Genomic DNA, 18,757 nt, shown 5'->3' on the forward strand with positions numbered 1-18,757 from the left:
CGGCGCCTTCTTCACGATCGCCATCGTCGTCGGCATGTTCCTGTTGCGGCGCTGGCATGACATCATGTTCCGCGGCGTCTTCATCGCGATCACGTCGTACGGCGTGGTCGGCGGCATCGGACGCCTGCTCTCGCTCGCCGCCCTGTGGGTGAACGTCGGTGCCGCCACGGAGGTCTTCGACGGCCTGCTGGCGCTGATGGCGGTCGCCCTCATCGCCGCAATGCTGAAGATGCTGCCGCAGCTGCTCGTGCTGCCGACGCGGATCACGCTGCAGAAGGCCTATACGCAGCTCGAAGAAGAGATCAGGCAGCGCCGCGCCGCCGAGGCCATGGTGCAGCGCTTCCAGGAGATCGAGGCCAACGAGGCCCAGGTCCGCCAGGCGCAGAAGATGGAGGCGATCGGCCAGCTCACCGGCGGCGTCGCCCACGACTTCAACAACATCCTGACCGTCATCACCGGAACGATCGAGATCCTCGCCGAGGCGGTCAAGGACAAGCCGCAGCTCGCCGGCATCGCCGGGATGATCAGCGCCGCCGCCGAGCGCGGCGCCGACCTGACGCGGCATTTGCTCGCCTTCTCGCGGCGTCAGCCGCTGCAGCCGCGCGCCACCGACGTCAACGCGCTGGTGGTCGACGCGGCGCTCCTGCTGCGTCCGACGCTCGGCGAGCAGATCGAGATCGAATCGATGCTCGGCCATGACAGCGCGCCGGCGCTGATCGATCCGAGCCAGCTCTCGACCGCGATCCTCAATCTCGCGCTCAACGCGCGCGACGCCATGCCCGACGGCGGCAAGCTGATCTTGGAGACCAAGAACGTCACGCTGGACGAGCACTATGCGCGGCTGAACCGCGACGCCAAGCCGGGGAACTACGTCATGATCGCAGTCAGCGATACCGGCGAGGGCATTCCAGCTTCGCTGCTCGACAAGGTGTTCGAGCCGTTCTTCACCACCAAGGACGTCGGCAAGGGCTCGGGCCTCGGGCTGAGCATGGTCTACGGTTTCGTCAAGCAGTCCAACGGACACGTCAAGATCTACAGCGAGGAGGGCCACGGCACCACCGTCAAGCTCTATCTGCCGCGCGCGACCGCCGCGCCGGAGCGGCCCGCCGTCGAGCCCGGCCGCCCGACTGTCGCGCGCGGCGACGAGACGGTCCTGATCGTCGAGGACGACGCACTGGTCCGCGACTACGTCGTCGCCCAGGTGCGCCGTCTCGGCTATCGCACCCTGTCCGCCAGCAACGCCGCCGAGGGCCTCGCGCTGATCGACAGCGCGGAGCGCATCGATCTGCTGTTCACCGACGTCATCATTCCCGGCGGCATGAACGGCCGCCAGCTCGCCATCGAGGCCGAGAAGCGGCGGCGTGGGTTGAAGGTGCTCTACACCTCCGGCTACACCGAGAACGCGATCGTGCATCACGGCCGCCTCGACGCCGACGTACTGCTGCTCGCCAAGCCATATGTCAGCGCCGATCTCGCGCGCATGATCAGGACGGCGCTGGAGGCATGACGCTGACCTGGATGAATGGACGCTCGCTTGTACCAGCATTCGGACCGCATTCGCTGTCGTCCCGGGCAAGTCCGGCGACGCGCCAGCGTCGGCGGGCGCCGACCCGGGATCCATACGCCGCGGCTTATGTGGCTGGGCGAGCCTGTTTGACATCGTGCCTCGCACATCTCCCTGGGGGTATGGATCCCGGGTCGGCGCCGATGCAGCGCTGGCGCGCCGCTTTGGATTGCCCGGGGCGACAGCGAAGGTTTGGGTGGGTCTTCGTCATCGAGACACGCTCTCACGGTCCCGCAGCACGTCGTGCCCGGGTGATGCAGCAGTCGTGTCCCTCTTGAAATATGAGAGGGCGCGAGGAAGGCCGGACCTCGGCTGAGGCCCGTGGCCCGCCTGCTCAAAAGAATGCAGGCGGCAGGTACCACAGGTACAGCCGGACAGACCCGGCCTTCCCCGCGCGATGGTTTTACGGTGTCCTTCGTGCTCTCCCTGGGGATCGGCGTTCTTGCCCCCATCGTCCGCGCGAGCCGTCACAGCATCACTCGCGAACTTGACCTCAGCGTCGAGAGGCCAGGACCACACGACTTTGCCGTCCGCGCCGACTGCGCTCGTCTGGCACAGCCGTCACGTCCATCGCAGCCCACCTCCACGTATCGTGACGACGCGTACGTCCCTCTGCACGAGGCGGGTTGAACGAGACCATCGTTCTGATTTGCCCGACAACACAAGCGTCCGCATGTGCGGCAAAGTAACACGACGGGCAATTCCCGCATGGCGGCCCGCGGAAAGTGCCCGTCATGCCGACGTCGCCGGCGCTCCGTCCATTCGCGGATCGAAGAGATTTCGACTGAGGATTCAGCTTACAAGAGTGACGTCGGCGGAGTCATGCCGAAGCGCCGATGACGACAGCCTGAGACTTTCCGACGGCGTCTCGCCGTAGATCTTTCGATATTCCCTGGCGAAGTGCCCTGGATTGCGGAAGCCACAGCGCAGGGCGATGGCCGTGACCGTGTCACCCGCCTTCGGACCGCACAACATGCGGCGTGCATGTTGAAGCCGAGTGAGCCTGATCTTCTCGCCCAGCGAGATACCGTTGTTCGCGAAGTACTGATAGACCCCGCGGGGACTGATGCCGTAGCGGCTCGCGAGCTGTTCGATCGAGATCTTCTGATTCCAGTTCGTCTCGATATGATCGAGGATTCGTCGGATGGGCTCCGGCGCTTCGCTGTCGCGATCGCGGTGAGTCGAGGTGACATCGATCATCGAGCCGACGAGGTGAGTATACCGTTCGGAGGAGCTGTAGACGCAGGTCCCCATGCCGCGAACCCAGCGCGTTCCACCATCTTCATCGACCACGCGGTAGTCGCGCGTATACCCGGTTCGCTTCGCGATGGCATGAAGGATGGCGGTCTCGAGCCCGTTCCGGTCATCCGGATGCACGTGGCTCAGCATCTCGCTCAGAGACGATGGCACGGCCGTCGCCGCATCCGGCCCGCCGACGCCGGTATCGACGATCAGGTTGAATGTGGACAGCCCGGCCAACTTCTCTGCAGTCGCGAGCTGGCTCTGCAGGATCTTGGTCGCCGTGATGTCTTCGAGCACGGCGCAGAACCATCTCGGGTTACCGGCGGCATCCCTGACCGGATTGACGATCACGCGAGTCCACACCACGGTCCCGTCCTGCCGAAGGTAGCGCTTGTCGATCTGATAGGTCTCGATCTCACCCGCGAGCAGCTTTTCGTGCTGCAATCGATTCCGTTCCCGATCCTCTGGGTGCGTCAGGTCGAGGAAGGTCAGTCCGGAGCTCTCGATCTGCTCGACCGTGTAGCCGACGATCCGGCAACACTCCTTGTTAGCAAAGCGGATATGCCCCGTGGCGCTGTCGACGATCGACAGGCCGATGCCGAGGCTGTCCAGAAACACCCTCGGCATCTCGATGATCTCGGCAATGTCCTGCTCTGGCATACCGCATCCGATAGTTCTGGCGTGCCCTCAAACTACCCGCGGGAACCATCGCGATCTTGATTCAGGACAACTCAGTTCCGCTGATATCCGATCCGAGCGATGAGATGAAGTGGCCACGCCTGCAGAATCGGAGCAGCTTGTGCAGATCGCCGACTAACCAAATCTTACGGAGGAGATGATACATTGAATAAAGCCCGCGCTTTTACGGGATTCTGAATTCAGGAAGCGCTCTGCTCCCCGTTTTGCGCTCGCAGCAACCGCTGGGAGACCACGGAAAACTACGGGGTCGGCGCAACCGCTGCTCACAGGAGATCATCATGTTTGGCCGCAAGAACAACCGCGCATCCTTCGCTGCGCTTGCCGCAAATACGATCACGGCGAAAGTGATGGTCGCCGATGAAAACCTCAACATCGTCTACATGAACGAAGCCGTGACCTCGCTGTTGCGCGAAGCTGAATCCGATCTGAGGACGCAGCTGCCGAACTTCCGCGTCGACGGTCTCGTCGGAACCAACATCGACGTGTTCCACAAGGACCCGTCGCACCAGCGGCGCATGTTGAAGGCCCTCGCCGCCGAGCACCGGGCCACGATCAAGATCGGCAAGTGGACCTTCGATCTGGTCGCGCAGCCCTTGAGGAATCCCGACGGTTCCCGCGCCGGGACGGTGGTCGAGTGGTCCGACGCGAGCATACGCTTGCTGAACCTCGACTACAGCGCCCAGGTCGCGGCGATCGGCCGATCGCAGGCCGTGATCGAATTCAACATGGACGGTACCATCACGACCGCCAACGACAATTTTCTCAATACACTGGGATATACCCTGCCGGAGATCCAGGGCAAACATCACAGCATGTTCGTTGCGCCGGACGAGCGCAACGGCGCCGCCTACCGCGAGTTCTGGGCCGCGCTGAACCGGGGTGAATATCAGGCGGCCGAATACAAGCGGATCGGAAAGGGCGGTAAGGAAGTATGGATTCAGGCGTCCTATAACCCGATCTTCGACGAGAAGGGCAAGCCGTTCAAGGTCGTCAAGTTCGCCACCGACGTGACCGCCCAGAAACTTCGGAATGCCGATCTCGCCGGACAGATCGAGGCGATCGGCAAGTCGCAGGCGGTGATCGAGTTCAAACTCGATGGAACCATCGTCGACGCCAACCAGAATTTCCTCAACGCTCTCGGCTACACACTCCCCGAGATCAAGGGCCGGCATCACTCGATGTTCGTTGATGCAGCGGAACGGGAAAGCGCGGCCTATCGCGACTTCTGGGCCGCCCTGAACCGCGGAGAGTATCAGTCCTCGGAATACAAGCGGATCGGCAAGGGTGGTCGCGAGGTCTGGATTCAAGCGTCTTACAATCCGATTCTCGATCTCAACGGCAAGCCGTTCAAGGTCGTGAAGTACGCCTCCGACGTGACCAAGCAGGTCCTGGTACGGATGGGCAACGAGCGCGTCCGCGGCATGATGGAGTCGGTCGCGGCCGGCGCGGAGGAACTGAACGCCTCCGTTCGCGAGATTTCCGAGGCCATGACCAAATCGCGTGAGACGGCCATGGGCGCGGCCGACCGGGTTGCCTCCGCCGACTCGCAGGCCAAGCGCCTCAGCGATGCGACACAGGCGATGAGCGGCATCGTCGAACTGATCAGCAACATCACCGGCCAGATCAATCTGCTGGCGCTCAATGCCACCATCGAGTCGGCGCGCGCCGGCGACGCCGGCCGCGGCTTCGCCGTGGTCGCTTCGGAGGTCAAGAATCTCGCCAATCAGGCCAAGGCCGCCACCGACAAGATCGGCGCGGAGATCGCCGGGCTGAATGGGATCTCGAGCGAGGTCGTGAACGCGCTGAACGAGATCAAGACCGAGATCCAGAACGTCAGCGAATACGTCACCTCGACCGCGGCTGCCGTCGAAGAGCAGAGCACCGTCACCAGCGAGATGTCGTCCAGCATGCAGCGGGCAGCTGCCGAGGCGCAGGCGATTGCCGGCGGCAAGGCGTAGGCATCGCAAGGATGGCACGTCCTGCCGCGGACGCGACGAGGATCAATCCCTCGTCGCGTCCGCGATCACGTTGGGGTCATCGAAGTTCCAAGCTCGACGCTTAACTCTCTCCGCACGGTGATGGCCTGACACCGTGCCGCCTGCGCGGCTGAAACCGCTTCAGCGCGGCGAAGCCCGGCCGTCCGCGCTGTTCAGCATCCTGGGAAACACGTGGATGCCCGGGACAAAGCCCGGGCATGACGACGTGGAAATAGGCTCGCGAACGACTCAGATTGTCATATGCGGCAGGCCTGCCACGTCCGGAGGCGCGCGCGCTTCACGTTCCTCGCGGATGAATCGATTCCGACGCGGCAGGCCCTCACGCCGACAGGCTCTCCGCCACCGGCGCCTTGCCCAAGATCAGATCGGCGGCCTTGTCGCCGATCATCAACGTCGCGGCGTTGAGGTTGGCGGAGATCATGCGCGGCATGATCGAGGCGTCGGCGACGCGCAGGCCCTGCAGGCCGTGCACGCGCAGCCGATCGTCGACCGTGGCCCAGGTGGACTCCGCCGGGCCCATGCGGCAGGAGCAGCCGGGATGGAAGGTGGTGGTGGCGCGCTGCGTCGCCGCCGCCAGAAGCTCGTCGTCGCTCGAGACCTTCGGACCGGGAAAATCCTCGTAGGCGTAGTATGGCGCCAGCGGTGCGGACGCCAGCAGCCGGCGCGCCAGCTTCATGCCGGCGACGACGACGCGGCGATCGAGCTCGGCGGTGAGATAGTTGGTCTGGATCAGCGGCTGATCGAACGGATCGGCTGAGCGCAGCCGCACGTAGCCACGGCTCTCCGGGCGTTGCTGCCACGAAGCCACCGTCATGCCGGGCTCGTCCTCGAGCTGGCCCTGCACGCCCTCCTTGTAGCTCGCCGGCGTGAAGGTGAGCTGCAGGTCGGAACTCTCGGCGGTCTCGCCGGAATGCCAGAAGCAGTAGACCATGGTCGGCGACAGCGACAGGATGCCCTTGCGCGTCACCGCCCATTTCAGCGCTTCGCCCCACAGATTGAGGCCGCGCGCGAGCTCGTTGACGGTCTTGATGTTCTTGACGCGCGCCACCGTGCGCGGCGCGTAATGGTCCTGCAGGCCGTCGCCAACGCTGCGCAACGCATGGCGCACCTCGATGCCGTGCTGCTGCAGCAGCTCCGGTGCGCCGATGCCCGAGAGCTGCAGCAGCTGCGGCGAATTGTAGGCGCCGCCGGACAGGATCACCTCTTTCCGCGCGCGAACCTCGACCGGCACGCCGCCGCGCCCGCCGCGGCTGTAGCGCACACCGACCGCGCGCTTGCCCTCGAGCATGACACCGGTGGCATGCGCATGGGTCCGCACCTCGACGTTCGGCCGCTTGCTCGCGGGACGCAGGAACGCCGTCGCCGAGGAGACGCGGCGGCCGTTCTGGATGGTGCGCTGGACGTAGGACACGCCCTCCTGGAGCGCGCCGTTGTAGTCGTGATTGCGCGGAATGCCGAGCGACACCGCACCGTCCATGAAGGCCTCGCACAGCGTGTCCTTCCACTCCATCGTGGTCACGACGAGGTTGCCGTCGCGGCCGCGATACTGGTCCTCGCCGGCGCCGATGCGCTTCTCCATGCGCTTGAAGTGCGGCAGCACGTCGGAATAGCTCCAGCCGCGATTGCCCATCTGCGCCCAAGTGTCGAAGTCCTGGCGCTGGCCGCGGTTGTAGACGTGGCCGTTGATCGAGGACGAGCCGCCGAGCGTCTTGCCGCGCGGCGCGTAGATGCTGCGCCCCGCGGTGTAGGGCCCCGGCTCCTGCTGGTAGCCCCAATTGATGCTCTTCATGTAGAAGGTCTTGATGAAGCCGGCCGGCAGATGGATGTAGGGGTGCCAGTCGCGCGGACCGGCTTCCAGCACGCACACCGTGACCGAGGGATCCTCGCTGAGGCGGCTCGCCAGCACGCAGCCGGCCGAGCCGGCGCCCACGATCACGTAGTCGAAAATATCCATCTCGTCCGTCGTCCCGGTCTCGTCGTCATCCGCCGCATGGCGCGGCAAGCGGCCATAGCGCGATCAGCGCGGCTTGTCATGCAATTGGTAGTCGAGATGCGCCCGCACCGTCGGCCATTCGGCCGCCGTGATGCTATAGACGACGGTATCCCGCAAGGTGCCGTTCGGCGCGATCTGGTGGCTGCGCAGAATGCCGTCCTGCCTGGCGCCCAGGCGCTCGATCGCACGCCGGCTCTGGTGGTTGAAGAAATGGGTGCGGAATTCGACCGCGATGCAGTCCATCGCCTCGAAGGCATGCGCCAGCAGGAGCCGCTTGCACTGCGTGTTGAGCGCGCTGCGCTGCACCCGCTTCGCAGTCCAGGTCGATCCGATCTCGACACGGCGGTTGGCGGCATCGACGTTCATGTAGGTGGTCATGCCGGCGACGCGTCCGTCGGCGTCGAGCACCGTGAACGGCAGCATGCTGCCGGCGGCGAACAGGCCGAGCCTCCGCTCGATCTCCCTGGCCATGGTCTCGGGTTTCGGAACTGCGGTGTACCACAGGTTCCACAATTCGCCGTCGCTGACGGCCTCGACCAGCCCGTCGTGATGATCTGGAGACAGCGGCACGAGGCTGGCCTGCTGCCCGCGGAGGGTGACTGGTTCGAGAAAGGGCATCTGACACTCCTTCCCCTCATCCTGACGAGCAGCGCGCAAGCGCTGCGTCTCGAAGGATGAGGCGGGGCCTCATGGCTCGAGACGCGCCTGCGGCGCTCCTCACCATGAGGGGCAATTGCGAGAACGGTCTACGTTGCTCGTTATCATCCGCGCCGCGTCATGACGATGCCCAGTTGTCCCTACTTGTTCAGAAAATTCAGCGGAAGGCCGGGCCGTGGCCAGTCCATGGCGACCAGCTCGCCCTTGCCCGACAGCGTGATGTAGGCCGTCTTCAAATCGGGACCGCCGAAGGCGATGTTCGTCGTCACGCGGTCGCCGGTCGGGACCTGCTCGACCAGGGTGCCGTCCGGCGCGATCACGCTGATGCAGCCGGAGACGAGCGTCGCGACGCAGACATTGCCATTGGCCTCCACCGCGAGCGAATCGAACATCTGGTAGCCGCCGAGGCCGGCGATGGGACGGCCGCGCTCACCGCGATAGATCACGTCGCGCGGCTTCACCGTGCCGGGCTCCGGCACGTCATAGGCCCAGAGACGCGCGGTCGGCGTCTCCGCGATGTAGACGGTCTTCTCGTCCGGCGACAGGCCGATGCCGTTGGCCGGCAGGATGCCGTGCACGGCCTCGACGATCTCGCCCATGCCGGGCTTGAGATAATAGAACGCGCCGACATCCATGTCGCGGGCGCGGCGCTTACCGAGATCGGAGAACCACAGCCCGCCGTGGCGGTCGAACACCAGGTCGTTCGGCCCGCGCAGCTCGTGTTCGCCGCAGCGGCTCACCACCGTCTCGATCGCGCCGCTCTGCAGATCGACGCGCTGGATCGAGCCGCCGAGATAATCCTCGGGCTGCGGCCCCGGCATGATCATCTTGCCGGTCGGAATCCAGGAGAAGCCGCCATTGTTGCAGATGTAGATCTTGCCGTCGGGGCCGAGGGCTGCGCCATTCGGTCCGCCCGGAATCTGCGCCACGACCTCCTTGCGGCCGTCGGGATGAACCCGCGTCAGGCGCTTGCCGCGGATCTCGACCAGCACCACCGAGCCGTCGGGCATCACGACGGGGCCTTCCGGAAATTCGAGATCGGTGGCGAGCACGCGCATGTCAGACATCGGACGGACCTCCCGCTTGTCACGCCGCGATGCGGCGCCTTGTTGTTGTTATGCGGGAGTTATCGCAAAGCCGGCCCGGCTTGCCAAGCAAGCGGCCGACCGCAGGACTGCAGAGCAGCCTTGCTGCGACAGCCGCTTGCAGCGTGTCGACGCAAGTCGGTGCCGCGCGCGGTTCAGCGGATCACCGGCAGCCAGATTTCCAGGCCGCCATTGCCCGTAACGGGATCGAACCGCTGATCGTAGCGCTCGAAGTTCGGCGTGTCGGCGACCGTACAGCCCGACTGCGGCAGCCAGCGATTCCAGATCGTGTGCACGGTCCGGCGGATCGACGAGATGTGGCCGGCATGGGTGAACACGGCAAACGTCGCCGCCGGCACCCGCACGCGGCTGAAGGAGCGCGGCAGGTCGGAAAAATCCGCGACTTCGACACCCGCGATGTAGTCGAAATTGCCGGAATCATCGCCGTTGCAGCAGACACCGTAAGCCACCGTCCCGCGACGCGCCGGAACGTCGTGCATGATGTCGTTGAAGCGCCGCCACAGCGCTGGTATGCCGGCGCCGTTTTCGAAACTGAAACGGTCGCCGAGGCCGGCGACGAGCAGCGGCTCGGCGTTGACGAAGCGCGGGGCGGCGAGCTCGTCGAGTGGTGTCTGGTCCATGAGGATCGGCTCCTGCAGTGCGAGGCCATCGAGACGCGCATTGGCGCGGACCGCTTCCGGCGTCACGCCGAAGCGATCGCGAAACGCACGCGTGAATGCTTCGTGGGAGCCGTAGTCCGCCTCCAGCGCCAGACTGAGAATGTCGGGCGCGCCACAGGCCAGCGCGCGCGCCGCTTCGCTGAGACGGCGCAGCCGGACGTAGCGCATCACCGAAACTCCGGTCGCCGCAGCGAACGCACGCACGATGTGAAAGCGCGACACGCCGGCCACGCCAGCGATCTCATCGAGCGACAGCGGCGCCGACAGATGACTCTCGATATACCACAGCGCCTTCTGAGCCGGGTCGGTGGACACGCCTGTCTCCTGACGAAGCCGCCCATCCTCTGTGGAGACGGCGACGGCCGTTTGATCGTTATTGCGCTGCGTACCCCGCTATTTTCCGCTCGGCTTCGACGGCGCGGCATCCTTCGCCGCCGGCGCATCGGCTTTCTTCTTGAGCTCGTCGGCAAGCTTCGCCTGGCCGGCCTTGAGCTCATCGATCGCACCCTGCTGCGCGATCAGCGCCGCCTTGAGCGCCTGGATCTGGCGATTTGCCGCATCGAGCTTCTGTTGCTGATCGAGCGTCTGCTTGGTCATCGTCTTCTGCAGGAAGTCGATGTTGCTCTGCAGGCATGACGTGCGGCGATCCATGGCTTTTTCCGCAGTGCAGATCTCGATGCCAGGAATATCCTGCGCATGAACGACGGTGCTCACGCACATTGCGAGCACACCCGCGACAACGGAGATTCGCGCGGCAACGACGATTCGCATCACAATTTTCTCATTGGCTGGCCAAACACGTGATTTTGCACGGAACGGGCGGTGTTTTCGGATTGATACCATACTGAGACCTCAATCGCGCATTGAAGTTCCGGCTGGGACCCGTTTTTAGGGAGATGGACAGAATGGCGACGCGCGAAAAACGGTTGGCGCAATTCGACGGCAGCGGAGAGCCACCGCCCGGGCAGACGGTGGAGGTGCTGTGCGAAGATCACAGCGGCACCTATCAGCTTCCGTTTCCCTGCTTCTTCATTGACGGCAAATGGCACAACAAGGAATCCGGCGGCGCGCTCGAAGCCACCGTGATCGGCTGGCGCTTCCCGCGCCCGCGTTACGACGAGCGCAATGGGCGCCGTCCGCAACCGAGCTTCGTCGCCGCTCGCGCGTCGTCCTATTGATCATACCGGGCCCTGAGTTCGGCTCAGGGCCAATCTTGCCGCACAGATATACAGATATGATGTCGAATGGGGATCGACGACGAACGGGATTCATCAGCGTCGCCGGGTGGGCCACCGAAGCACGATCGTTGCAGCGATCAGCGTAGGGCCGAAGCATTGCCGTGTTTCAAATCATGACGCCGCTGGCGAGGGGCCTTAATCCCTGGAACGCGACCGGAACGAATCACGTCCGAATCGAACGTCGGGCCAGGTCCGGCATCTGTTCACCCCAACATGTCGGCCACGGCGACCGCGACCCACCACATGCTGAAACGACACGCCCGGCCGCGGGGGATGCGACCGGGTGAGAGGTTAACAATGGGGATCGGCGCAGTGCGCGCGTCGCCGCTCAGGTCCAGGGCGTGACCGGCGGCACCTTGTCGGTGGCCGGCGGCATCTCGACGGTCTTGAAATCGGCCGGGCTGACGATCTCCATATATTCCATGTCAGGGGAATAATCGTAGAGATAGTGCACGATGCCCGGGCGCTGGTGGACGACGTCGCCCGCCTTCACCAAGGTCGGCTTGTCCTCGTACATGAAGCGGGCCCAGCCCTTCATCATGATGACGATCTGGAAATCGCAATCGTGCCGGTGCCAGCCGGTGCCGTCGACCGGCGGACAATCCGGATTGGCCTTGACGAGATGGCAGATGACCTGGCCGCCGGTGGCGTCGGCGATACCGAGATCACGATAGAGGAAGAAGTCGCGCAGGCCTCCGCCCGTGTAGTCGGTGTCTTCGGGCTTGACGTGCGAGAACTTGGTCACTGCGGCATGCTGGTTCATCACGGCCTCCACCGGTTGATCGCGGCATCGGCAACCTCGAGGCCCATCGATCGGCCACGCTGGCCACCACGCCCGAAAGCCCGTTGTGCCATGCGAAAACCGCGCCACGCCCTGCAACCATCGGCCGATGGCGCTGCCATCGGGGTCCGAACCGGTTGTGAACAACAGGCTTTTGCGATGCTGCGCCGACAGCGGCGCCAGCGTGCGGGCTCACGACGATCGCCCAGCCGGCGCTGATCCGGCTTCAAATTGGGCAGCGTCTGCCCGAGGCATAGGCCGCCGCCCGGCGGCAAGATTGCTAATACTCGACCTCGAGCTCCTCGATCTCCTCCGGCTCGGTCTTGGCCGCCTCGATCCATTCGCCCATCTCCGGCATCGCCATGATGAGGTCGGCATAGGCCTTCAGCTCTTGCGGCAGCTTCACGTCATAGGTGACGAAGCGCGTCACCACCGGCGCATACATGGCATCCGCCATGCCACGCTGGCCGAACAGGAACGGACCTCCCGACTTGTCCAGGCAATCGCGCCAGATCGCCCAGATGCGGTCGATGTCGGCCTGCGCCCGGGTCCAGACTTTGAAGCCCGGGAAATGCCCCTTGAGATTGACCGGCAGCGAGGCGCGCAAGGTGGTGAAGCCGGAATGGATTTCGCCTGAGATCGAGCGGCAATGCGCGCGCTGGATGCGATCGGCAGGCAGCAGGCCGGCTTCCGGGAAGGTCTCGTTGAGATATTCCCCGATCGCCAGCGTGTCCCAGATGGTGGCGCCGTCGTGCCGCAGGCAGGGCACCAGGATCGAGGACGACAGCAGCAGAATCTCGGCGCGCGCGGACGCATCGTCCGGACCGACGATCACCTCGTCGAAGTCCAGCCCGGCGAATCTGGCAAGCAGCCAGCCGCGCAGCGACCATGACGAGTAGTTCTTGCTGCTGATGGTCAACGTCGCTTTGGCCATGTCGCCCTGCCCCTTGTCGCTTTTCGTTCGGCCGCCGTCCGATCTCGGCTGATGTCGCCGGCTCAGGATCGGGTCGGGAGCCGGATACTCCAACGATTTCACGCAGCAAGCGACATGCCAGTTTTTGAGGCACGACTCGCCGCCGCTGGCTCCGATATTGCATGTGTCAAGTTGGAGTGACGGACAGGACCCCCATGGCGCTGCTGTATCAAGCCTACCAGAACCACATGGACCTGACCGAGCCGTGGCGCCAGGGCGCAGCAGCGGCGTTACGCTACCTCAACCTGATCCCATCAGGGCTCTCAAGCCGCGCCATGCGGCGGCTGTCGGCGGCGCTCGAACTGATCTCGCGCTCGGCGATCACTTACGCCCGCCCGGCCTATGGCATCGACAGCGTGATGGTCGGCAATCGCGAGGTCGCGGTCACCGAGGAAGTGACGTTCAAGACCGCGTTCGGCTCGCTCCTGCACTTCAAGAAGGACGGCGCTCCCGATCAGCCGCGGGTGCTGCTGGTGGCGCCGATGTCGGGCCATTTCGCCACCCTGCTGCGCGGCACGGTGAAGACGCTGCTGCAGGACCACGACGTCTACATCACCGACTGGCACAATCCGCGCGACATTCCGCGCGACCATGGCCGCTTCGGGCTGGAAGATTACACCGATCATCTGATCACATTCCTCGGACAGCTCGGACCACGCCCGCACATGGTCGCGATCTGCCAGCCGTCGGTCTCCGCATTGGCGGCGACCGCCGTGATGTGCGAGGACAACCACCCGTCACGACCGGCGACCCTGACCCTGATGGCCGGGCCGATCGATACGCGGCTCCAGCCGACAAAGGTCAACGACTTCGCCAAGAGCAAGCCGATCGACTGGTTCGAGAACAATCTGATCCACTACGTGCCGTTCCAGTGCAGGGGCGCGTTTCGCAAGGTGTATCCCGGCTTCGTGCAGCTCACGGCGTTCGTGTCGATGAACCTCGAACGCCACGTCAAGCAGCACATGGATCTCGCCAACCATCTCGCCAAGGGCGAGGTCGAGAAGGCCGAAACGATCAAGACGTTCTATGACGAATATTTCGCGGTCATGGACCTGCCGGCCGAGTTCTACATCGAAACGGTGCGCGACGTGTTCCAGGAGCATCTGCTGCCGCAGGGCAGACTGATGCATCGTGGCCGCCCGGTCGATCCGAAAGCCGTGCGGCGGATCGGCCTGATGACCGTCGAAGGCGAGCGCGACGACATCTGCTCGATCGGCCAGACGCTGGCGGCGCAGGACATCTGCACCAATGTGCGCGCCTATCGCCGCGTGCATCACATGCAGGCGGGCGTCGGCCATTACGGCGTGTTCAGCGGCAAGAAGTGGAATAACGAGATCTATCCGCTGCTGCGGGACTTCGTGCACGTCAATTCGTGAAACGGCCGCGCTGCGTACGTTGCAGCGTCGCCGACGGCGTCTCGCCGAACTTGTCACGATAGGCCCCCGCCATCCGCCCGAGATGGGTGAAGCCGAGCTCGAAGGCGAGGTCGATGATGCGCGCCTCCGGCGGCGCTGCCATCAGTTGCGCATTCAACCGGGCGAGCCGGATGTCGAGCAGCATGTCGGAGATCGACATGCCGAAATGGCGGCGGAAGCCGCCTTGCAGCGCACGGATTCCAACCCCTGCCGATGCCGCGAGTTGCGCGAGATCGAGCGGTTCGCTCGCGCGCGCATCGAGCAGATCGCGGGCCCTGCGAACGGCGCGAGGCAGCGTTTCGATCTGTCCGGAATGCAGCCGTATCGCCTCCGACAGCCCGTCGCCCGGCTGCTGGAACAGAATGTCCAGCAGCGTCTCACGCCAATTCGCGGCCACGACGGCGGTTGGCCTGCGCTCGCCGCCGAGGCTCTCGGCGAGGTCGGCGAGTGCGAGCATGTGCGCCCGGAGCCGTGAACCGTGAGGGGCCGACAGCGCGATCGAGGGCTCGAACTCGACCGGCTGCACCGCGCGTCCCGACAGCGCCGCAGCACGTTGTTCGACCAGACGACGGTCGAGCAGCAGGATGAGCTGGGCGCAATTGTCCCAGACCATGCGCGTCGACAAGGTCGGCGACAACAGGGACGCAACGCCATCCGGCCGCGTCGCGACCTCGCGCGCGGCGGTGCGGATGTTTGCTGCCCCTGCGAAGGGGATCTGAACCAGGAAGAACCGGTCGAGGCAGCCGGGATCGATGGCGACCTCACCGCCATAGGCGACGTAGTTGATGGAGAAGCCATCGAATGCCGCGCAATTATGCAACGCGAGGAAATCGCGCGCAGTCCCTGCCTTCGGCTGCAGCCCGTGCGGACAGAAGATGCGACCTATTTGTTCAGCGGCTTCATCGACATCACGCGTTGCAACACGGCCATAGGCGGCGAGCCGCGGCGCCCCCGGCACGTTCCAACTACGATCGATGGCTGCACCTGCAGTCATGGTCTCACATCGTCCGTCGAAATCGTTTGAAACCTATAATAATTAGCATCTGGCGTCGAGGGATTCGTTTTCTGGATAGACACCGCGCCGCGACCTGCTCGATCCTCACCTCGTGTGCAGCAAGGAGATCCGCCATGACCACACTCGAAAAAGGCATCACCCGCGCCGGCACCGGCTATGCCGGCAAGACCTGGAATATCCTGGGTCAGGTCTACTTCCCCAAAGCCGTCACCGAGTCCACTTTCGCCTTCGAAACCAACAGCGAGCCCGGCCAGTTCGTCCCGGTTCACGTCCATCCCACGCAGGACGAATTCATCCTGGTGCAGGAGGGGGTGCTCGACCTCAAGCTCGACGGCGTCTGGGTCAAGGCGCATGCCGGCGATCTTGTCCGGATGCCGCGCGGCATTCCGCACGGCTACTTCAACAAATCCGACAAGCCGGCACGCGCGCTGTTCTGGGTGTCGCCGATGCAGAAGCTGGAGGCGCTGTTCAACATGCTGGACAATCTCGCCGACCCCGCCGAGGTCGTGCGGATCTCGGCCGAGCACGAGGTCGACTTCCTGCCGCCCGAGGCCAACGACTAATCGGCGGCGCCGTCCGCCGTCGGGCGCAACCTCATCGTTGCAGTGCGGCGCGCGATCAGCGCGATCGGTTCTGCACGCCCTGCAGCATGAGCGGGTGCATCACCTGAACGGCTTCTGAGCGGCGAGGCTCTCCCCGCCGTGATATCGACGCTGGCCGGTCCGCCGGCGTCACCTGCTGCGGTCGCGCCGGGCGACCTGCCTCATCATCAAGTTCTTCAGCGAGCTCCAGCAGCGCGACCGGCGACGGCTGTCCGCACGTGGCTGCGCGCTCGGCAACAGGAGGTCCCATGATCACTCGAAAGAACGTCTGCGTGATCGGCGCCGGCGTCTCCGGCCTCGCAGCGGCCAAGGCATTCGCCGCACGCGGCCACAACGTCTGCATCGTCGAGCGCAGCGCCGACCTCGGCGGCGTCTGGGAGCCGGCGCGCTCCTATCCCGACGTGCAGACGCAGAGCCCGAAGGAGCTCTATCGCTACACCGACAAGGCGATGCCCGACAGCTATCCGGAATGGCCGAAGGGACCGCACGTCTATGCCTATCTGGCCGACTACGCGAAATCCCATGACCTCGTCCAGCTGATGCGGTTGAACACGACCGTTCTCTCGATGCAACGGCGGGGCGACGGCCGTCCTGGATGGACGCTCGACCTGAAGACAGGGGATCGCGCGAGCCGCGAGGATTTCGATTTCGTCGCGGTGTGCACCGGACAATTCAACGAGCCGCAGACGCTCTCTCTTCCAGGCGTGGATCAGTTCAAGGCCGCCGGCGGCGAGATCATGCACTCGTCGACATACAACGACGCCAGTCTCGCCAAGGGCCGCAGCGTCGTCGTGCTCGGCGGCTCGAAATCGGCCACCGACATTGCCGTCAACGCCGTCCGCTCCGGCGCGCGCTCGGTCACGATCGTGTTTCGCGAGCCGGTGTGGCGCCTCCCCTACTTCATCGGCGGCCTCATCAACTTCAAGCGCATTCTCTACATCCGCGCGCAGGAGCAGATGTTCGCGAGCTGGGGCATCAGTCCCCTCGCCCGCCTTGCGCATCGGTTGGCCAAGCCTCTCGTTTGGGCCAATTGGCGCGGCCTCGAGAGCCTGCTCAAGGCGCAGCTCAAGCTCGCCAAATGCAACATGGTGCCCAAAGAGAGAATCGAGGACGGCGTCAACTGCTCGGTGCCGATCGCGACGCCCGACTTCTTCCCGATGGTCGCGGACGGCCGTATCAAGGCGGTGCTGGGCACCTTCGATCACTACGAGCCGAACACGATCGTGGCCAGCAGCGGCGAACGAATTCCCGCCGATGTCGCCGTGCTCGCCATCGGCTACAAGCTCGGCGTTCCCTTCCTGTCGGACGCCGACCGCGCCAAGCTGGTCGATCCCGACGGACAATACCGCCTCTATCGGCTGATCGCCAATCCCGACCTGCCCGACATGGGCTTCGTCGGCTTCAACTCCAGCTTCTGCACTGTGCTCTGCGCCGACATGGCGGCGCACTGGCTGGTGCGCTACGCGGACAAGCAGCTGGCGCATCAGCCTGATGATCGCGAGATGCGCGACAACATCGAGATGATGCTGCACTTCAAGCGCGTCGAGCGGCCGGCGGCCGGTGTGTATGGCGGACTATGCGTGGCGCCCTATCACTTCAAGCATTTCGATGAGCTGCTCGCCGACATCGGTGCGACGCGACGGAAGAGAAATCCCCTGGCCGAGATGTTCACGCCGCCCGACGCGGACGCCTATGCCGGCTTCCTTGCGTCGGCCCCGGCCTATCAGGCCGGGTAAGCTACGTGGCCGCGATGCGGTACGCCGCATTGCAAACACGGCAGCGCCGCAAGCGAGGCTGAAGACAGGCGTTGGCCTGCCCCGCGCCGACACGCATCCGGCTCTCGTGCCGGATGCGTGACCGTGCACAGGCTGGTCTTCGTTGCAGGGCCGGGCTATCCAAGCGCTCTCCAGCCGTCTGCCTCGGAGCCTGCCATGGCCTTCTCCACCCGCCTCCGCACTCTCGGCCTCGCCGTCACGGCCACCATTCTCGTATCGACCGCAGCTCAGGCCGCAGAGATCCACGTCATGATCTCCGGCGGCATGACGGCGGCGTTCAAGTCTCTCGTACCCGAGTTCGAGCGGCGCTCCGGCCACAAGGTCATGATTGCCTATGGCCCGTCGATGGGGACGACGACGAATGCGATTCCGGTCCGCCTCGAGCGCGGTGAGCCCGCCGATGTCCTGATCATGGTCGGCTATGCGCTGAGTGAACTCACCACCAAAGGCAAGGTGATGCCCGACAGCCATGCCGATCTTGCCAATTCGCCGATCGGCGTCGCGGTGAAGTCGGGCACACCGCACCCCGACATTTCGAATGCCGACGCCGTGAAGCGCATGCTGATCGCCGCGAAGACCGTCGCCTATTCGGACAGTGCCAGCGGCGTCTACGTCTCGACCGAAATGTTCGACAAGCTCGGCATCAAGGAAGAGATGAAGGGCAAGGCGCGGATGATTCCCGCCACTCCCGTCGGCGAGATCGTGGCCCAGGGCGAAGCGGAGATCGGCTTCCAGCAGATCAGCGAACTCAAGCCGGTGAAGGGCATCGACATCGTCGGACCGCTGCCGGCCGGCCTGCAGAAGCTCACGGTGTTCTCCGCCGGCATCGCCACGGCCGCGAAGGAGCCCGAAGCGGGCCGGGCGTTGATCAGGTTCCTGAAATCACCGGATGCGCGTCATACCATCACCGACAGCGGCCTCGATCCGATCGTGGCGAAATCGCCCAATTGACCCGCTCGCATCGGCGTCAAAATGACGACTCTCCCTCGCATGATGCGCAGGGAGAGTGCAATCACCACAGTTGCGAACAAGGTTGGCGGG

At 64.6% G+C, this 18,757-nt stretch carries 16 protein-coding genes; 7 read left to right on the forward strand and 9 right to left on the reverse strand.

All coding sequences use genetic code 11. The features are described 5' to 3' along the window. Nucleotides 1-34: 34 nt before the first annotated feature. Entirely contained in the window at nucleotides 35-1,507 is a 1,473-nt protein-coding gene (locus ACQR1B_RS17225; protein ID WP_434834627.1) for an ATP-binding protein, read from the forward strand. A gap of 849 nt (nucleotides 1,508-2,356) precedes the next feature. Here ACQR1B_RS17225 and ACQR1B_RS17230 read toward each other — a convergent pair. Then, entirely contained in the window at nucleotides 2,357-3,466 is a 1,110-nt protein-coding gene (locus ACQR1B_RS17230; protein ID WP_434834539.1) for a PAS domain-containing protein, read from the reverse strand. A 317-nt stretch (nucleotides 3,467-3,783) separates the two neighbouring features. Between ACQR1B_RS17230 and ACQR1B_RS17235 the strand changes: the two genes are divergently transcribed. After that, entirely contained in the window at nucleotides 3,784-5,463 is a 1,680-nt protein-coding gene (locus tag ACQR1B_RS17235) for a PAS domain-containing protein (RefSeq protein WP_434834538.1), read from the forward strand. Nucleotides 5,464-5,821: 358 nt separating this feature from the next. Here ACQR1B_RS17235 and ACQR1B_RS17240 read toward each other — a convergent pair whose 3' ends face one another. The 5 genes from ACQR1B_RS17240 to ACQR1B_RS17260 all read right to left on the reverse strand — a co-directional run bounded on the left by ACQR1B_RS17240 (nucleotide 5,822) and on the right by ACQR1B_RS17260 (nucleotide 10,637). Then, complete coding sequence (locus ACQR1B_RS17240) at nucleotides 5,822-7,456, reverse strand: GMC family oxidoreductase (RefSeq protein ID WP_434834537.1); 1,635 nt, start codon at nucleotides 7,454-7,456, stop codon at nucleotides 5,822-5,824. Between the two features lie 63 nt (nucleotides 7,457-7,519). Beyond that, complete coding sequence (locus ACQR1B_RS17245) at nucleotides 7,520-8,113, reverse strand: GNAT family N-acetyltransferase (protein ID WP_434834536.1); 594 nt, start codon at nucleotides 8,111-8,113, stop codon at nucleotides 7,520-7,522. Nucleotides 8,114-8,292: 179 nt separating this feature from the next. Beyond that, on the reverse strand, nucleotides 8,293-9,219 hold the full coding sequence (locus ACQR1B_RS17250) for an SMP-30/gluconolactonase/LRE family protein (protein WP_434834535.1): 927 nt from the start codon (nucleotides 9,217-9,219) through the stop codon (nucleotides 8,293-8,295). 173 nt (nucleotides 9,220-9,392) lie between these two features. Continuing rightward, complete coding sequence (locus ACQR1B_RS17255) at nucleotides 9,393-10,232, reverse strand: GyrI-like domain-containing protein (RefSeq protein ID WP_434834534.1); 840 nt, start codon at nucleotides 10,230-10,232, stop codon at nucleotides 9,393-9,395. Between the two features lie 78 nt (nucleotides 10,233-10,310). Further along, entirely contained in the window at nucleotides 10,311-10,637 is a 327-nt protein-coding gene (locus tag ACQR1B_RS17260) for a hypothetical protein (RefSeq protein ID WP_434834533.1), read from the reverse strand. A 185-nt stretch (nucleotides 10,638-10,822) separates the two neighbouring features. Between ACQR1B_RS17260 and ACQR1B_RS17265 the strand changes: the two genes are divergently transcribed. Next, nucleotides 10,823-11,095 (forward strand): hypothetical protein, encoded by a 273-nt coding sequence (locus ACQR1B_RS17265; RefSeq protein WP_434834532.1) that lies wholly within the window; start codon nucleotides 10,823-10,825, stop codon nucleotides 11,093-11,095. A 388-nt stretch (nucleotides 11,096-11,483) separates the two neighbouring features. On the opposite strand, the gene ACQR1B_RS17270 is transcribed toward ACQR1B_RS17265, so the two are convergent. After that, nucleotides 11,484-11,918, reverse strand: coding sequence for a cupin domain-containing protein (locus ACQR1B_RS17270; RefSeq protein ID WP_434834531.1), 435 nt, complete (start codon nucleotides 11,916-11,918; stop codon nucleotides 11,484-11,486). A 298-nt stretch (nucleotides 11,919-12,216) separates the two neighbouring features. Further along, a complete protein-coding gene (locus ACQR1B_RS17275; RefSeq protein ID WP_434834530.1) occupies nucleotides 12,217-12,870 on the reverse strand; it encodes a glutathione S-transferase family protein in 654 nt (217 codons plus the stop codon). A gap of 194 nt (nucleotides 12,871-13,064) precedes the next feature. Here ACQR1B_RS17275 and ACQR1B_RS17280 point away from each other — a divergent pair, with 194 nt between their 5' ends. Continuing rightward, nucleotides 13,065-14,285 (forward strand): polyhydroxyalkanoate depolymerase, encoded by a 1,221-nt coding sequence (locus ACQR1B_RS17280; protein WP_434834529.1) that lies wholly within the window; start codon nucleotides 13,065-13,067, stop codon nucleotides 14,283-14,285. Here the strand turns inward: ACQR1B_RS17280 and ACQR1B_RS17285 are convergent. Beyond that, entirely contained in the window at nucleotides 14,275-15,318 is a 1,044-nt protein-coding gene (locus tag ACQR1B_RS17285; RefSeq protein ID WP_434834528.1) for an AraC family transcriptional regulator, read from the reverse strand. The genes ACQR1B_RS17280 and ACQR1B_RS17285 overlap by 11 nt on opposite strands. Before the next feature lie 134 nt (nucleotides 15,319-15,452). Here ACQR1B_RS17285 and ACQR1B_RS17290 point away from each other — a divergent pair, with 134 nt between their 5' ends. The 3 genes from ACQR1B_RS17290 (at nucleotide 15,453) to ACQR1B_RS17300 (ending at nucleotide 18,667) form a co-directional block, all read left to right on the forward strand. Further along, a complete protein-coding gene (locus ACQR1B_RS17290) occupies nucleotides 15,453-15,902 on the forward strand; it encodes a cupin domain-containing protein (protein WP_434834527.1) in 450 nt (149 codons plus the stop codon). 287 nt (nucleotides 15,903-16,189) lie between these two features. After that, nucleotides 16,190-17,677 carry a flavin-containing monooxygenase gene (locus ACQR1B_RS17295; protein ID WP_434834526.1) on the forward strand — a complete coding sequence of 496 codons (1,488 nt, stop codon included), beginning with the start codon at nucleotides 16,190-16,192 and terminating at the stop codon, nucleotides 17,675-17,677. Nucleotides 17,678-17,872: 195 nt separating this feature from the next. Continuing rightward, nucleotides 17,873-18,667 (forward strand): substrate-binding domain-containing protein, encoded by a 795-nt coding sequence (locus ACQR1B_RS17300; RefSeq protein ID WP_434834525.1) that lies wholly within the window; start codon nucleotides 17,873-17,875, stop codon nucleotides 18,665-18,667. Nucleotides 18,668-18,757: the final 90 nt, after the last annotated feature.

Origin of the sequence: Bradyrhizobium oligotrophicum, assembly GCF_051168495.1 — a bacterium.
In the GTDB taxonomy this organism is placed as follows: Bacteria; Pseudomonadota; Alphaproteobacteria; order Rhizobiales; family Xanthobacteraceae; genus Bradyrhizobium; species Bradyrhizobium oligotrophicum_A.

What these genes read in the sequence shown, in the direction of transcription:
- ACQR1B_RS17225 (WP_434834627.1), top strand. Translation starts at nt 35, where the DNA reads ATGTTCCTGTTGCGGCGCTGGCATGACATCATGTTCCGCGGCGTCTTC.
- ACQR1B_RS17230 (WP_434834539.1), bottom strand. Translation starts at nt 3,466, where the DNA reads ATGCCAGAGCAGGACATTGCCGAGATCATCGAGATGCCGAGGGTGTTT.
- ACQR1B_RS17235 (WP_434834538.1), top strand. Translation starts at nt 3,784, where the DNA reads ATGTTTGGCCGCAAGAACAACCGCGCATCCTTCGCTGCGCTTGCCGCA.
- ACQR1B_RS17240 (WP_434834537.1), bottom strand. Translation starts at nt 7,456, where the DNA reads ATGGATATTTTCGACTACGTGATCGTGGGCGCCGGCTCGGCCGGCTGC.
- ACQR1B_RS17245 (WP_434834536.1), bottom strand. Translation starts at nt 8,113, where the DNA reads ATGCCCTTTCTCGAACCAGTCACCCTCCGCGGGCAGCAGGCCAGCCTC.
- ACQR1B_RS17250 (WP_434834535.1), bottom strand. Translation starts at nt 9,219, where the DNA reads ATGTCTGACATGCGCGTGCTCGCCACCGATCTCGAATTTCCGGAAGGC.
- ACQR1B_RS17260 (WP_434834533.1), bottom strand. Translation starts at nt 10,637, where the DNA reads ATGTGCGTGAGCACCGTCGTTCATGCGCAGGATATTCCTGGCATCGAG.
- ACQR1B_RS17265 (WP_434834532.1), top strand. Translation starts at nt 10,823, where the DNA reads ATGGCGACGCGCGAAAAACGGTTGGCGCAATTCGACGGCAGCGGAGAG.
- ACQR1B_RS17270 (WP_434834531.1), bottom strand. Translation starts at nt 11,918, where the DNA reads ATGAACCAGCATGCCGCAGTGACCAAGTTCTCGCACGTCAAGCCCGAA.
- ACQR1B_RS17275 (WP_434834530.1), bottom strand. Translation starts at nt 12,870, where the DNA reads ATGGCCAAAGCGACGTTGACCATCAGCAGCAAGAACTACTCGTCATGG.
- ACQR1B_RS17280 (WP_434834529.1), top strand. Translation starts at nt 13,065, where the DNA reads ATGGCGCTGCTGTATCAAGCCTACCAGAACCACATGGACCTGACCGAG.
- ACQR1B_RS17285 (WP_434834528.1), bottom strand. Translation starts at nt 15,318, where the DNA reads ATGACTGCAGGTGCAGCCATCGATCGTAGTTGGAACGTGCCGGGGGCG.
- ACQR1B_RS17290 (WP_434834527.1), top strand. Translation starts at nt 15,453, where the DNA reads ATGACCACACTCGAAAAAGGCATCACCCGCGCCGGCACCGGCTATGCC.
- ACQR1B_RS17295 (WP_434834526.1), top strand. Translation starts at nt 16,190, where the DNA reads ATGATCACTCGAAAGAACGTCTGCGTGATCGGCGCCGGCGTCTCCGGC.
- ACQR1B_RS17300 (WP_434834525.1), top strand. Translation starts at nt 17,873, where the DNA reads ATGGCCTTCTCCACCCGCCTCCGCACTCTCGGCCTCGCCGTCACGGCC.